The organism is Nocardioides sp. NPDC054178 (assembly GCF_055585005.1).
In genome coordinates, this window is the sequence record NZ_JBVJKY010000005.1 from 72,195 (window position 1) to 87,537 (window position 15,343).

The window sequence follows — 15,343 nt, forward strand, 5'->3', positions numbered from 1 at the left end:
GTCCCCCAAGACGCTCTAGATCGTGCTTCGGCAGTGGGTCAGACTGTCACAGTGCCGAGTGGCGGTGAACGCCGCCACGCACGTTCACCCAACTGTCAAGGTCAATTCTGCCGCCACAGCGGCATGACCGCCTCCCGGATCTCGTCGGGCATCGGCGTCACCGGACGGGACGGGTCGGTGTTGTCGACGTAGACGTGCACGAACCGGCCCTCGGCGGCGGCTTCCTCGCCCGGCCCCTGGAAGAGCCCGATCCGGTAGATGACCGACGAGCTCCCGACCTTGTCGACGACCAGCCCGGCCTCGACCGGCTCGGGGAACCCGATCTCGCGCAGGTAGCGGCACGAGGTCTCCGCGACGATCCCGATCTTCGGCAGCTTCCGTACGTTCACGCCGGTCGTCTCGAAGAGGTAGGCGTTGACCGCGGTGTCGAAGTATTCGTAGTAGGTCGCGTTGTTGAGGTGACCGTACGCGTCGTCGTCGCGCCAGCGGGTGGTGATCGTGCGCCAGTGCACGTAGTCGGCGCGGGTCGGGGCCTTGCGGTCAGGAGTGCTCATCGCGGCTGATCTTAGATCCTAGAGCTCGTCCTCGACCGCACGGACCAGATAGGGCGCCAGCGTCATCGAGAAGGTCGCGGTGATGTGGCTCCGGTCGCGATAGGCCTGCACGTGGCCGACCACCAGGGGACACCGGTCCTCGTCGCAGTAGGCCGCAGAGAGGTCTACCAGCGAAGCGCCCGGCCCTGCCAGGCGGACCGCCTCGGCGAGCGGGTCAGAGGTGGCGTACGCCTCCTGGCGGGTCATCTCGCACGCGCCGGCGTCCGCGAGCGTCTCGATCTCGTCGAGGCAGGTCGCCGCCTCGGGGGTGAGGTACGGGTTGTCGGCGAGCGCGACGATCTTCGTTCCGCGCGCGAGGATCGGCTTCCAGGCCTGCGCGAGCTGCTCGGCGACCGGGTCCGGCTCGCCGGCCGCGAGGTTCGGATTGCGGCGTTGGGTGACCAGCACGACGTCGTACGCCTCCTGCTCGAGCTGCTCGATCAGCGCCTCGCGGTAGGCGCGGCGCGGGTCACCCGCGGTGGCCGGGAGCAGCCCGCCGCCGTTGGCGACCAACGTGTCGACCGACCATCCTGAGCTCTCGGCGACCCGGGTCAGGCCGGGGATCAGCGAAGCGCCGTGCGAGTCACCGACCAGCGCGACCCGGAGCGCATCCGGGTCGTCGGAGCCGAGGTGGCAGACCTCGGGGCGGGCGTCGGCGGCGTACGTCTCGATCTCGGGGAGATAGCACCGGTAGGCCCGGCCGGTGTCGTCCTTGCGGGCGATCGGCGCAGGGAGAAGTACGCCGTCGAGCTCCGGGTTCCGGCACCCCTCCATCAGGGCGGCGGCGCCGAAGCACTCGGTGTCTCCCGATCCGAGCGCCTCGGCCTGGGCGCGACTCTCCTCGACCATCTTGCGTCCATGCAGGATCCCGGGGACCGCGACGGCGGCGACCAGGGCCGCTCCGAGCACCGCGAAGAGGAAGGCCCGCAGGGTGGTCCCCAGGATCGGTCCGGTGCGGAACGGCGTCTCCACGAACCGGTAGGTCAGGGCCGCGAGGCCGATGGTGACCAGGAGGATCAGCGGCTCGCGGAGCCAGGTGCCGAGCACGGGGCCGGTCTCGGGGAGCACGACCACGAGCGGCCAGTGCCACAGGTAGAGCGAGTAGGAGACCGTCCCGATCCACTGCACGAGCGGATGGCCGACGACCCGAAGCCCGAGGCCGCGGGGAGCGCCCGCCCAGATGACCAGCGCGGTGCCGCCGACCGGCAGCAGCGCCACCCAGCCCGGGAACGGCAGCGAGTCGTCGAAGAGCAGCAGCGCGCCGAGCATCCCGAACCAGCCGGCCACTGCTGCGTACGGCGCCCAGCGCCCAGGCACCCGCTCGAGGGAGAGCGGCAGCACAGCGATGAGACCGCCGACCGCGAACTCCCAGGCGCGCACGTAGGTGACGAAGTAGGAGTCGGCGCCGTCCGTCGCGGTGACATAGACCGAGGCCACGAAGCTGGCCACGAAGACGGCGAGGAAGACCGCCCGGATCGCCGTCAGCCGCATGTGCGGCCGTCGCCGGGTCAGGAACGCCACCGCGACGATCAGCAGTGGCCAGATGAAGTAGAACTGCTCCTCGACCGAGAGGGACCAGTAGTGCTGCGCCGGCGATGGCGGGTCCTCGGCGGCGAGATAGTCGACCGCCGCCCAGGACAGCTGCCAGTTCTCCACATAGAACGCGGCCGCGACCGTCTCTCGCAGGAACTGCTGCCACAGCGCCTCCGGCACCAGGACGTACGTCGCGCCCGCACCGAACACGAGCACCAGCAGCGCCGCCGGCAGCAGCCGACGGATCCGGCGGGCCCAGAAGGCACCCAACCGCACCCCGCCGGGCTTGGCGGCCTCGCGGACCAGGTGGGAGGTGATCAGGAAGCCCGAGATGACGAAGAAGACGTCGACGCCTGCGTACCCTCCCCTGATCGTCCCCGGCCACAGGTGGAAGAGGACGACGCCGAGCACCGCGGCCGTGCGCAGCGCCTGGATCTCCGGCCGCTTGTCGCGGACCGGCGTCGACGTCCCGGCCTGCTCGGCGGCGGGCGCGACGGCGGTTGCGGTCACCGGCGCACCCGACGGACGATCCGGCCGGCGACGCGGCGGGCCTTGCGTACGCCCCGCTCGCCGAAGCTCAGCGGGATCTCGATCCCGTGGCGCGGGCGGCCGTCGAGCTGGACGATCTGCGCCCGGTCGCCGATGCGCTCGCCGATGACGTCCTCGTGGATGATCACCGGCCCGTCGAACTCGCCGAGCGCGTCACGGCCCTCGAACCGCACCCGCCAGCGACCGCCCGAGAGCGCGCCGGTGGGCAGCGCGACCTCGAGACTGCCGGAGGCGAGCTCGGTGGCGTCGTAGTCCAGCGTCCGGCGCCGACGGTCGTGGAGAAACACGACGCGGAGCCTAACGGACTCGACCATCGTGTGAGCCAGCTTGAGGTGGGCACGGCCGTCGACGAGCGAGAGCGAGGTCGCGGTCACCGGATCGGTGGCACCGGAGACCACCCGGCGCAGCAGCTCGGGACCGTCCTCGAGGGCGGCCATGATCCGGCCGAGCCGCCAGCCGGGCACCTCCTCGGCCGCGACCGCCTCGGCGACCGCGGTGAACAGGTCGCGGTGCTTGAGCACGAGGTCGGCAAGGTCGTCCCCGACCAGCGTCTCGTCACCCAGCGAGATCGACGCGACGGCGTTGACCAGCGGCCGCTGGAGCGTAAGCAGCGGCACCACGCCGCTGTCGGCGACCAGCTGCAGCGTCTCCAGGATGTCGGCGACCGTCCGGTCGCCCCAGCGCACGTCGTCGCCGATCAGCCGGGCGGCGGTGCCCCACTGGCCCGACGCGACCAGCCGCCAGCCCCACCGCTTGTCACGCTCGAGGTCGTCGATCAGGTCGTCGACGACGCCGTCGTCGAAGAGCGCGACCAGCTCGGCGACCAGCACTCGCGCCGGCTCGAGCGCGACCGGGTCGATCACCGACATCCCCCGCAGCGCGCGGACGATCGCCATCCAGCCGTCGGCGTCGAAGATCAGCGAGGCGTACTCCGCGCGCACCGCCGGGTCGCCCAGCGCGACGATCCGGCGGGCACAGCGCAGCTCCTGCTCCAGGTAGCTGATGATCCCCGCCGGCGAGTGCGACTTCGCCGTCATCGACCCCGGTCCGGGCCGGTCGCGGTAGACGTAGACCGTCTCGGTCACGACGTCGAAGCGCGCCGTGGTCAGGGCGTGCACCATCGGCTCGATGTCGTTGGAACGAGAGGCGTCGGGGAACGAGATCCCCGCGGAGTCCCAGAAGTCACGCCGGAAGATCCGGTTCCAGCAGGCCCGGTTGCGCAGGGCGGACGGCGCGTCGGCCAGCCGCACCAGGGTGCGCTCCTCGTCGAAGGCCGGCCACGCCCGCACCGGCCACCAGACCCGGTCGCTGAAGAGCTTGAAGAACCGGCCGACGACCATGTCCGAGCCGGTCTCCCGCGTCTTGCGCAGCATCGTGGCGTACGCCCCGCGGGGCACCAGGTCGTCGCCGTCGGCGAACGCGAGGAAGCGGCCCCGCGCCAGCGAGACGCCGAGGTTGCGCGCCTGTCCCCCACCCTTTCCGGGCGAGCGGACCACCTTCAGACGGGGGTCGCGGGCGGCGTACGCCTGGGCGATCTCGAACGTGTCGTCGCTCGAGGCGTCGTCGACGACGATGACCTCCAGGTCCACCGGGTCGACGGCTGAGGACTGGTCCTCGAGGATCGAGGAGAGCAGCTCGCCGACCCACAGGCCGACGTCGTGCGTCGGGACGACGACGGAGAGCTCGGGTGTGGTCATCGGGCTTCCTCCTTCAGCCCGTCGAGCAGCCGCAGGTAGTCGCGCGACATGTCGTAGGGCGTGTACGCACGGGTGAACTCATGAGCGGCCCGATGCCGCGAGTCCTGCCCGTCGAGGGCCTCCAGGATCGCCGCCGCCAGGGCGACCGGCTCATCGGGCTCCGGCGCGTACGTCACCACCCACGGCTGGTCGGCGAACTGCCGCGCGACCGGGGTGTCCTCGGGGATGAGGGCGGTGCGGCCGAAGGTGCCGGCGGCCAGCAGCGAGCCGGAGTTGAGGATGCGCCGGTAGGGCAGCGCGACCACGTCGCTGGCCCGCAGCCAGTCGGAGAAGTCGGCGGTCTCCACGAACCCGAGCCGCTTGACGATGTTGGGCGCCGAGAGCATCTCCTCGACCGTCTCGACGTCGGAGACAGGGACCACCTTGCCGGCCACGACGAAGGTCAGGTCGGGCACCTGCTCGGCGGCGATCTCGACCGCGCGGCAGAGGACGTCGAGCCCCTTGTACGCCCGGATCTGACCGATGAAGCCGACCGTCGGCACCCCCTGCGGGACCCCGATGCGCTCGCGCGAGGCGGCGTCGTCACCGCCGTCGGGGTAGACGCCGAGGTAGGACGAGTGCGGCAGGTCGACGACCTTGTCGGGAGGAAGCGTGTAGTAGGCCGCGGTCTCCTCGACGGTCGCCGGGTTGAGCTGGATGATCCGGGTCGCGTAGCTCGCCAGCGCCTTGGCGACCGCGAGCTCGACGTCGACGTAGTCGGCCTCGTGGGCGATCGAGTTGTGCACCGTCCACAGCACGTCGGCCCCGCGGTCGCGCAGGCCGCTCAGTACGTCCTCGAACCGGGCCGCGTTGGCCCAGGCCTCCTCGAGGCTCTCGCAGCCGGCGGTCACCGGCGAGGTCCAGTGGACGTGGAGCACGTCTCCGCGTCCCATGTGCGCCGCGCGTGCCTCGAGCCGGTGCAGACCCTGCACTCCCTCGACCACGTCCCAGCCCGCCGCCCGCGGTGCCACGGTGAGCATCGTCAGGTAGGGATTGCTCCGGTAGTAGGGGAACGACAGCAGGGTCGAAGGCATGTGTGGGGGTCCTCAAATTGCTTAACCGTGACGATCCCCCGAACGTCGAGACAACGTCTCGCCGGTGCCCCGGTCGGGCCGGCGACCGGGCGATTCTAGGCAGCCGAAAAGACTCACTCTGACCACTCGGAAGGCTTGCCCGCATGCCTTCATCACGGGTTCATCGACGGTTCATGGAACCCACCCCTCCTGGTGGTCGAACCGGTCGAGAACCGCTCAGCGGCGGAGGTCCGCGACCACTGTCGGGAGCCGCTTGCCGTACATCTCGACGCGGTCGACGGATCGGATCGGCACATCGACGGTGGTCCCCCAGGCGCCGGTGCCGTCTCGGACGGTGCACGTCCCGAGCCACCGGCTTCGCCCGTCGGTGCCGACCAGGCGTACGTGGTAGGTGCCGTTCGGGGCGTCCTCCACGGACATGAACAGCCAGGACGGTCGTCCTTGGTAGGCGAAGACACTCCCGGCGCCGGCCCCGTCGATGGTCAGGTCGGCGGCCCGGAGGTAGCTCCCGTCGGCGGTGGAGAGCACGCCGCGGTAGTCGTCGGCGACGTCGCGGTCCTCCGCGCCGCGCCACCAGGTAAGCCCGGCGGCCAGGGTCGCGACCAGCACCATCGCCGCCGCGACGAGCAGGCCGCTGCGGATCCGGTGCCGGGGTGCGCGCCGGTCCAGCGCCGCCAGCACCCTGACGTCGAACCCGGCCGGCGGCTCGCGCTCCGGCGCGAGCAGCAGCAGGGCGTCGACGGTGCCCGAGACGTCCTCGAGCTCGCGCCGACAGCTCGCACACGTGGCCAGGTGCGCCAGCCCACGAGCACGCGCCTCGCCGGACGCCACCCCCATCGCCAGCTCCGGGATCAGCTCTCGCACCTCCCGGCAGCGCTCGGACTCAGGCATCGCGTACCCCCATTCGTTGCCGCAGCCTCTCCAGGCCCCGGCGGACCCTGGTCTTCACCGTGCCCGCCGGTACGTCCTCGCGGCTGGCGATCTCCTGTGCCGTCAGCCCGAAGTAGGTCATCAGCACGATCGGCGCGGCCATCTCGTGCGGGAGCTCCGCCAGCGCCTGCCGCAGCGCGAGATCGGTGTCCAGGTCATCGCCCTCCGCACTCTCGTCCCGCACCGTCAACAGGGCCACCAGAAGATCCGGGTCCATCGGATCGTCGTGGCGGTAGCGGATCGCGTCGATCGCCGCGTTCCGGGTGATGCTCAGCAGCCAGGTCGAGGCACGCCCACGTCGTGGGTCGAACGTGGCCGCGTGCCGCCACGCCTTGACGAACGTGTCCTGGGCGACGTCCTCGGCGAGGGCCGGCAGCCGAACGATGGTGAGGGCCAGGCCGTAGACGCGTGCCTGATGGCGGCGTACGAACGCCGCGGCCGCATCCTGGTCGCCACCGGCCATCGCGGCCAGCAGCGACTCGTCCGACACGGCCCCCACGCCGGCCCTACCCTCCGGCCGTACGCCGGATGGTCATCTCCGCGGTCCCGCGTCGCGATGCCACGAAATGACCGTACGCCCGTCAGTAGCCATAGCCGCCCCCGTTGTCCTCCGGCGTAGACGACTCCGAGGGGGCCGAGGACCCGTCCGTCCGCGCCGCCGCCCACACGAACTGGGTGCCCTGGAAGTCATCCGTGAACCCGTCCCCCTTGAGCTCCCCGGCACCCTCCTCGGCGAACGTGTACAGCGGCAGCCCGTCGTGCGTCAGCTGGGCCTCTCCGTCCGGCCGCTCCACGGTCCCGAACTCCTCACCCAGCGCGGACTTCGCCGCCTTCACATCAGCGTCCGACGCGACCACCGGCTCCCAGAACTTCGCGCACGCGTCGACACACTGGATCTCCCCACCCTTCTCGACCTCTGCGCTGTAGAGCGTGTGCCCCTCCACATCGACAAGCACCTTGGTCCCGTCAACCTCAGCCGTCGAGACGATCCCCGCCCCACCGGCATCCTCTCCATCCCCGCCCTCGCCACTGCCGCACCCCGCGGCTAAGAGCGCCGTCGCCGCAGCCGCCAGCACGGCCCTTGCCAAGTACGAAGTCGAAGGTCTCATGCCAGTAATACGGGCCGACCCGCCCCGGGGATTCATCGAACTAGAGATACCGGCCTCAGCGCGCGCGATGGGCGCCCTGAAGTCCGAACCTCGCGTCGAGAAGTCACTACCTCGTACGCCCGCCCGACCCCAGCCGCCGGCATCACGCCACCACTCGCAGGACGCATCCATGCGCCGCGATCCACGCCTGCACCCGACGGGCATATCGCCCACTATGACGCGGCGCGAATTGCGGTCTTCTCCCACGCCGATGGGCGGCGCAACGGCGAGGCGAGAGGCCCCATCGTCAGTCCTGGACGGATGCCCGAACCAGAGGCCAGCGACGCCGACGCTAGCCACGCCTCGGAGAGGCAGGCGGTTGCGTCGCTGGCTGTTCCTTTGCCAACGGGCTTGAACCTAGGAATACATATCCATCACATTCACCGAGCACCTCGCCGACAAGGGCATCCGACCCTCGATCTAGTCCATTGCCGAGGCGTACGACAACGCGCTCATGAAATGTGTGATCGGGCTCGGCAAGACCGGGTGTGTGTCCGCACCACTGTCTTCCACGCCGGACCATGCCGCAGCGTCGGTAACGTCGAGTACGCCACCGCCGGCTGGGTCGATTGGTGAAACATCCGCAGGATCCACGGCACCTTGGAATGATGACCCTGGTGGAGTTCGAGCAAGCCCACTACGCAGCCCTCAACCGAGAGTCGTAACCCGCATAGGAGCGCCGGAAAATCTAGGGCGCTTCAAGCTGTCACGGCTGGGGCGTCCGCCGAAAATTGTCGGTGGTCGCGCCTACCGTTGCTGTCCCAGTCATTGACCAACTACCCCGAAAACACCGACGGAGCACGCTGCATGTCACGAGGATCGACCGGGCACACCGGGGTGCCGAATCTTCACGCCGAAGACCTCGTCGACGACCGCGAGCTCGCCGCGGTAAAAGACGACCGTCTCGCGCACGACGGCATCGTCGACCAACTCGCCGCCCTCGTCACCGCCGTGACGACGCCCTCGAACATCGCCCTCTACGGCCCGTGGGGCTCTGGCAAGAGCGGCATCGCGAACCTGCTCAAGACCAAGATCGACGGCCGCGCCGGTGTCCGCTTCGTGAGGTTCGACGCGTTCAAGTACGCGGACGTGCCGCTGAGGCGCAACTTCATCAGCGCCGTCGCCACTGAACTCAAGTGCACGAAGCCGAAGTACCACGGAGACCTTTATAGCGGGGGAACCAAGACCGAGATCAAGGTCCCACCAGCCACCGTCCTGAAACTGCTCGGTGTGTTCGCCCTGCTTCTCCTCGGGCTCACCGTCATCCTTGCTGGAGTGGTCTCAGGAGTCGCTTTTGGCCAGAGCCGCATTGGCGCGAACACTAGTTTCGGGGTCGAGTTCAAGTCACTGTCCAAGCAAGTCGTCTTGGCGGGCCTCGTGCCCGCCACTCTGCTCGCCGCCCTGATCGCCCTCGCGAGCAAGACGTTCAGCGTCGACCGCAGTTTCGCGAAGGCAGAGAGCGACGAACAGTTCGAAGGAATCTTCAAAGACCTCGTCTCAGACGCCGGGGCTGAACGCCTGGTCATCTTCGTGGACGAACTCGACCGATGCTCAGCCAGCGAAGTCGTAACCACCCTCGACACCATCCGGACATTTCTGGGCATCAACCGGTGCGTCTTCATCGTTGCCGCCGACCAGAACGTCCTGGAGGGCGCACTCACTCGAGCTGCCAAACAGGAAACCCCCGCCGATGAAACCAACCCCTACTACAGCACCGGGAGCGCCTATCTGGACAAGGTCTTCCAATACCAACTCAGCCTGCCGCCGCTGCTGACGCAAAGCGTCAGCAAGTACGCAACGACCCTTGTCGAGGGCCGGAAGGGCTTGTGGGCAGAGATCAACCGCGAGTACGTGCTCTCAGTCCTCATCCCCACGCACGTCACCAGTCCCCGGCGTGTGAAGCACCTGCTCAACACGTTCGCACTGACGTATCGACTTGCCCAGGAGCGCCACAAGGCTGACCTCCTGGCCGACGACCCACGCAAGAATGCAGCTGCCATCGCGCGGCTCGTGTGCCTCCGTGTGGAGTTCCCACTGTTCGCTCGGCACCTCGAAGTCGATGCCAACCTTCCCGCACTGGTGCTTCAACTCAAGCGGGACCGGAACGCCGAACTGCCCGCAGGCACTCCCGATCGCGCCGTAGAACTTGCCGAGTCTTACGCGCTCGAAAGTGCCGCCCCAAGCACGGTTCTTGTTGGGGACGAAGCAGACGGTGGCGATGAAGCGGAAGACCGCGCCACGCAGATCGGCAACGCGCACAACAAGCAACTGCTCAACTACCTGAGCCGGACCCGCCAGGTACGGGGGCCGTCCCGAGACCTCATCTACATGCAGAGCACTGGAACAGTCTTCGGGCTGGACGGTGAACTTGCGCTCGCGATCGAGCGCGCCGCAGAAGACGCGGATATCGATATGCTGCAGCGCCGCATCGACGGGCTCGAAGACGCGGAGCGAGAGGGTGTCCTGCAGGTCCTAACCAACCAGATCCGAACAGGCATTGGACTTGCCGGGCCCAACGCCGCACGGTCCTTCCTGCTACTGGCGGAAGCCGAACCGAGCCTTCCCCTCGCGACCGTGGCGGACACCGTCGCAGAAGCAATCTGCGTTCTCGAAGACGACACCAACGACTTTCTCGACGAAGACACCGCCACAAGTGCGTGGACACTCGCCAAAGTTGGCTCCGAGGCCAGCGCATCAGCACTGCGTCGCCGCGTTGTTGCGGCGATCACGCGCCCAGGTTTCACGACCCCAGGCTTCTTCTTCAAAGATGCCGCGCTAGCGCTCGATGCCGCGCCAGAGGTCGTAGCCGAGTTTCTTTCCGCCCGAGTGGTATCCACGACCGGTCCCGCGACCATCAGTCGGCTCTTCGAACTCCCCGATGACGACCTCATTAAGGTCATCACCGCAACTCAGGACCGGACATCCGCCCTCGCGCGAGAAGCCGCGCGCAGCCACGCCGCGTGGGTCACGAAACAGAAGGCCACCACGACCGCAGCGGCGGCGACGGGAACCGAGGATCCCGAACCTGAGCCGTTCAACCCTAAGGCCGTGCTGGATGCGCTCGCCGACGAGGCCGGGGCACGGGAAACACCCGTCCAGCACCATGTGCTGCACGTCTTGTTGGAGTCTGACTCACGAGACGCTCGTCACGCAGCACTCCGACTGCTCGGCAGGACAGAACCCACCAGCGACCCGGACCTCGCCTCCCGCATCCTCAATGCGACGCGAAACCGGGGCCTGAGCGACTGGCCCGGCTGGCTTGGCAGCATCGTCCCCTCAACGATGACCGCCGCCCACATCGAGCCTCTGACGATGCTCGTGGCAAAGGCCTGGAACGAGAAGGCCGCGCTGGACGCCACGAGGTCCGCGCTCGATGCGCTCAGCCCGTTCGTTGCGGCCCTCCCCGACGGCAAGGCCCCCACCCTGAACCCCGACGTGTTCGAACTCGTCGAGCCCTACGTCACGAGCAGTGAGGAGGCAACCGAGCGCCGAGACATCCTCGACCGCGCCCGACTGTTCGCTGATGCCGGAGTCCTCAGCTACGGCCAAATTCTGTCGGCTGTCGCACACACACTCCAGGACACCCTCGCGGAATCGGTCTCGCCGGTCGACACCGACGACGCGCTCTACCTCTACCTGGTCGAGAACGGTGTCGAGGCAGTGCGAACCTGCGACGACCAACTGGAGGACCACGAGGTACAAGGACTGCTCGCCGAAGCAGCAGCCAGTCCATGGCTCAACGACCTCGGCCATGTCACCGTTCCCCTCGAACTCGCCAAGGCGGCGGGGCCAGCCCACGTTAGCACCGCAGATCTGCCGAACGCCGAGACCATGGCAGACATCACCTACAACTACGAGCACCGAGCGATCCACGCCACCGCTCTCTGGTTCGAACTCACCCAGCCGAATCCAGAAGACTTCGCAGCCGTCTACGACCCCCTGTGGCGTGCTGACGCCCACGCGGCAGAACTCGTGACCGCCGCCCACACCGTGCAGAAACAATGGACACACGAGCAGCACCGCGCGCTGCTCGACAAGTACCTCGCAGCAGCCGACGTGGACCTTCCCAACGACTCGGCACTGAGGACGCTCGGACTCGCCACCGCCGACGATGACCAAGTTGCAGACCTCCTCATCTCCCGCTCCTCAGGCGCGACCAACAACACCCAACGCCAAGCGATCATCACCCTCTGGAGCAAAGCGAACATTCAAGACAACGCCTCACGCCGCAGGCTCGTTGAGAGCGTGATCTATGGCCTCCTTGACCTGCAAGCCAACGGCGGAAACAACGGTGCTGCAGAGATCGCGCTCAACGCACTCGCAAGCGTTGGCAAGCCGCTACCGCCGAGGATCAAGGGCGCACTCGGTGAGCGCGTGAAGGCAGCGGTCACAGGCAGCAAGAGCCTCGAGCAGAAGGCGCTCAGCGTATTGCCCAGCTTGGGCTACACCACCTCCAGTAACTTCTTCGGAAAGGCCAAACGAGTCAACTACGACGCGTGAAACGCGGGATCTTCCACAGACGTGCATCTTTTCGCCGCGATCGCCGAGCAGAGTATGACCGAGAGCTGGGATGCGGCCAGCGCGCGCAGCTCGAGGGCGAGCTTCTCCCAACGTTGGCGGATGCGGTTCGGACATCCACTGACGCGCCGTCGGATGCCCGCCAGCACGATCCAGACAGTCTTCAAGAACCTCAAATTGGACGTCACCCAACCGTGACAGTGACGGCGTCAGCCCGCGACGACGGCGAGATCACCCTACGATCGGGCCGAGATCGCGGGCAGTGGCGCCGGCCTTCGGATGCCACACCAGGCGTGCCCGTGTAAGCGCAGATTGTTCGCTGGGCGGAATCAACTTGCGAACGCGATCAGCGATGATGCCCTCCTCGTCTGGACCGAACATCAAGAGCACGCCCAGCGCATAGGAACGATCACCAGCTGTGAGGAACGCTGCGAGGGTCTGAAGGTCCTTCTTCACACCGGCGTGGTTCCACCTGGAGGTGGTCTTCACCTCAGCGACCACGGCGTTGTGGTTCGTGCCTGGAACGTGCCAAACGAGGTCGGGCTTGTGCTTGCCGTTAATGACGACTGTGTGCAGTCCCGCCTTGTCCATCTCCCCCGAGGACACACTCCGACGAACCCGCAAGGGCGTGGCCTTCTGTTCGGACACGAAGCTGGTGATAAAGCTCGTAGCAGTACACGCGCTCGCGATACGCGGGAGCACGGCCCTTCCCCTCGACAGGCACAACAAACCAGGGGGCCTCGACTGCGCTGCAGGTCTCCAAGAGGAGCTTCAGGAACTGCTCAGCGGCAGCATCCCGAGGAAGTTTGTCACGCCACCAAAGAATACCGCATCAGGGCCGTAGCCGCCTGGGAATGCGTCATTCCGCAATTGTCTTCGTCCCACGCCAGCGGTATCACCGTCGTTCTTCTGTTCCCCGTTCGCTCCGCCGCGCGAAAACTATCTCCGAGACTTGCCCCAGGCGGTTGCTGCCGCACGGGACGAGGTCTGTGACGAACTCGCCGCCTCACTCCCCAAGGTCTGTCCGCTGATGGGCGAGGCGAATGGAGTGATTGTTGCGTTCACCGGCTTCACCACGAGCTGATCGCCCTAGCATGGTAGTCATGTCCATCCCGGAGTTCTCACGGCTCGACGAGGTTCGCATCCGCGTTGCATACGGCGCCTACCCCCAGCAGCCGCCGGAGGTCGTCTTCCTACTGGTTTTGGGCGAGCCTGACCTGGGTGGCAAGCCGCTGGCTGACGACGAGGTCGTTGGCCAACTCGAGGCTCTGACTTGGGCCGAGGAACGTGGGACGCGATATCAGGTGCCCTACGACCTCGACGTGCGAAAGGCGCACTTCTCGTGGGGCGCTGACGGAGCAAGCGCCAGCGTTCTCTTGTACCTGGCGGACCAACTCGCTTCCGGTGCTATCGGGGCGCTGGTGGGTGCCGCAGCCATGAAGGCACTGGGGGGTATTCGCACAGCGCTCCAGTCAGCCTCGCCCAGTGGTCAGTTCTTGAACACTCGAGAAGAACTGACCGAGTACGGTGAGTGGTGCGTCCGAGCGGCCTACGACAACTGGATACCTGAGGACGTCAGCCTCACATTGGTTGAGGAGTCAGCGGCCGACGACGAGTGGACGGGACGGTTTCGCGATGGTTCAGGAGCCACGTACGGCGTGACTCTGCGCCCGGCGGACGGATATCCGTACCGCGTGCGGGTGACCCGGCGAGCCACACAGACTGACGAGATCCCGTGATCGTTGGGCTCATACCGCATAATGGCGCGTTTCTGCACCTGACAACGTGACCACACGTGCTGTCATCGATGGGGATCTAGGGTCTCCACCGCTGCGGCTTGTCTCTATACCGCTATACCGCGCGCCTGCGTCCGTGCCATCGCTTACCGCCGAACGCTGCGGGCCACCGAGTGCTCCACCTGATCGGCAAGGGCGACAAACCCGCAACCCATGCCGCTGGCCGTCCCGGTCCTCCGCGTTCTGGAGGCCCTCCTCGAACGGACCACCGGTCCGTTGATCCAGCGCCCGGTTTCGGAAAAGCCGATCGACCGTCGCGATGCCTGCCGGATGGTCACGCGGATCGCGAGGCCGCAGGGCTACCGCGGCACATCAGCCCCCACTCATTACGGCACGAACAACGATGAACGCGGGGTATTCACCCTAAGATCTGTTTGGTGCCCACCTACATGAGCATCGCCGTCGCACTCATAGATGACCAACCAACGCTTATGGTCGAGTGGGAGGGGCAGGACGTTGAACGCCACCCGATCCCGGCGGTCAAGAAAGACCGCGCGCTGCGGTTCGCTGCAGGCGAGCCTGGTCATCGCTCTACAATTTGGCGTCTCTGGGGTGCGAAGAACGCGGACGACGTTTACCTGGCAAGCCGGGCATCGGCAGGCGAGTTCAAGGTGAGCCTGCACCAGTCGGGGGACTGGAGATTTCAAGCGATCGACCTGCGCAAGGAGAACGACACCCACTTCGGCGGCCTTGATCCCGTGCAGGGAAGGCTCTTGCACCAGTGGACGAGGCCCACGGCCGACGCGGCGGGTTGGACACGCGCCGTCACGATCCAAATCCCCTTCGAACATCTATCCGTCGTCCCCAATGACGGCGTTAAGTATTCCGACGTGCGCTGGATTAGGGCACTGCGGCCCGGGCACACCCTGATGTTCGAAGTAGTGCTGGTTCCACTTGACGCCGAACAGGTAGTCGTGCGGTCATTCGACCTCGATTCCGAAGACTTCGCGGCTTTGGTCGATGCGATCCGTCTTCCCGGAGGCGAGGTCGTACTCGTTCTTGCCTTTACCGAGCCGACCCCAGCAGGAACTCTCGAGGCAATCGACGCACGGCTGCACAAGTATGCCGCTGACGGTTTCGCGGCCCCCGAGTCCTGGGACCGGTCCCCAGAGTCCGCGCCGAGAACCCTCACGTTCCAGGACGATGGAGGTGTCTTGGTGCTCTTCGATCTGGCGCTGGGGCCACTCGGGAACCATGGCTAGTTCGCCGCACGCGCGCGGCTAACACGGTCCGTGGCCGGCCACCAGGATGTGATCCGGCATCACCCTGGCGGCAACGGCCAGACACGAGCGAAACCTGGGCTGCACATTGAGACGGTCGTACGCGCTCAGCTCAGGTGAGTCACACCGCCGCCAGTGGGGCGCACCAACTGTGTCGAGGCTTGAGGCGGTGATGGACGGAAGTGCGAGTGGCCGATGCCGCAACGATCGGCTGGAGCGCTGAGGACACCGGACAGCGACCGGCTGTGGACACGACGGGCCTGAGACACATGACCCCTTCAGCATT

General features: G+C 67.1%; 11 protein-coding genes. 3 read left to right on the forward strand and 8 right to left on the reverse strand.

All coding sequences use genetic code 11. The features are described 5' to 3' along the window. Positions 1 to 101: 101 nt before the first annotated feature. The 7 genes from ACZ6WN_RS18900 to ACZ6WN_RS18930 all read right to left on the reverse strand — a co-directional run bounded on the left by ACZ6WN_RS18900 (position 102) and on the right by ACZ6WN_RS18930 (position 7,463). Positions 102 to 554, reverse strand: coding sequence for an acyl-CoA thioesterase (locus ACZ6WN_RS18900; RefSeq protein WP_008358262.1), 453 nt, complete (start codon positions 552 to 554; stop codon positions 102 to 104). A gap of 18 nt (positions 555 to 572) precedes the next feature. Beyond that, the gene (locus ACZ6WN_RS18905) at positions 573 to 2,636 is read right to left on the reverse strand and encodes an acyltransferase family protein (protein WP_465866708.1); all 2,064 of its coding nucleotides are present in this window, start codon (positions 2,634 to 2,636) and stop codon (positions 573 to 575) included. Then, positions 2,633 to 4,372: a glycosyltransferase family 2 protein gene (locus ACZ6WN_RS18910; protein ID WP_465866710.1), complete on the reverse strand. Its 1,740-nt coding sequence runs from the start codon at positions 4,370 to 4,372 to the stop codon at positions 2,633 to 2,635. Before ACZ6WN_RS18910 ends, ACZ6WN_RS18905 begins: the two co-directional genes overlap by 4 nt. Further along, positions 4,369 to 5,445 (reverse strand): glycosyltransferase, encoded by a 1,077-nt coding sequence (locus ACZ6WN_RS18915; protein WP_465866712.1) that lies wholly within the window; start codon positions 5,443 to 5,445, stop codon positions 4,369 to 4,371. The genes ACZ6WN_RS18910 and ACZ6WN_RS18915 overlap by 4 nt, the downstream gene beginning before the upstream one ends. Positions 5,446 to 5,661: 216 nt before the next feature. Next, complete coding sequence (locus ACZ6WN_RS18920; protein WP_465866713.1) at positions 5,662 to 6,336, reverse strand: zf-HC2 domain-containing protein; 675 nt, start codon at positions 6,334 to 6,336, stop codon at positions 5,662 to 5,664. After that, on the reverse strand, positions 6,329 to 6,874 hold the full coding sequence (locus ACZ6WN_RS18925) for an RNA polymerase sigma factor (RefSeq protein ID WP_465866715.1): 546 nt from the start codon (positions 6,872 to 6,874) through the stop codon (positions 6,329 to 6,331). The genes ACZ6WN_RS18920 and ACZ6WN_RS18925 overlap by 8 nt, the downstream gene beginning before the upstream one ends. 82 nt (positions 6,875 to 6,956) lie before the next feature. Continuing rightward, positions 6,957 to 7,463, reverse strand: coding sequence for a COG4315 family predicted lipoprotein (locus ACZ6WN_RS18930; protein ID WP_465866717.1), 507 nt, complete (start codon positions 7,461 to 7,463; stop codon positions 6,957 to 6,959). An 867-nt stretch (positions 7,464 to 8,330) separates the two neighbouring features. Here ACZ6WN_RS18930 and ACZ6WN_RS18935 point away from each other — a divergent pair. Continuing rightward, complete coding sequence (locus tag ACZ6WN_RS18935; protein ID WP_465866718.1) at positions 8,331 to 12,023, forward strand: KAP family P-loop NTPase fold protein; 3,693 nt, start codon at positions 8,331 to 8,333, stop codon at positions 12,021 to 12,023. Between the two features lie 249 nt (positions 12,024 to 12,272). Here the strand turns inward: ACZ6WN_RS18935 and ACZ6WN_RS18940 are convergent, their stop codons facing one another. Then, positions 12,273 to 12,689, reverse strand: coding sequence for a hypothetical protein (locus ACZ6WN_RS18940; RefSeq protein WP_465866720.1), 417 nt, complete (start codon positions 12,687 to 12,689; stop codon positions 12,273 to 12,275). A 455-nt stretch (positions 12,690 to 13,144) separates the two neighbouring features. On the opposite strand from ACZ6WN_RS18940, the gene ACZ6WN_RS18945 reads away from it, so the two are divergent. Further along, positions 13,145 to 13,780, forward strand: a complete 636-nt coding sequence (locus ACZ6WN_RS18945) for a hypothetical protein (protein ID WP_465866722.1) — start codon at positions 13,145 to 13,147, stop codon at positions 13,778 to 13,780. A gap of 434 nt (positions 13,781 to 14,214) precedes the next feature. Continuing rightward, positions 14,215 to 15,039: a hypothetical protein gene (locus tag ACZ6WN_RS18950; RefSeq protein WP_465866724.1), complete on the forward strand. Its 825-nt coding sequence runs from the start codon at positions 14,215 to 14,217 to the stop codon at positions 15,037 to 15,039. Positions 15,040 to 15,343 lie beyond the last annotated feature (304 nt).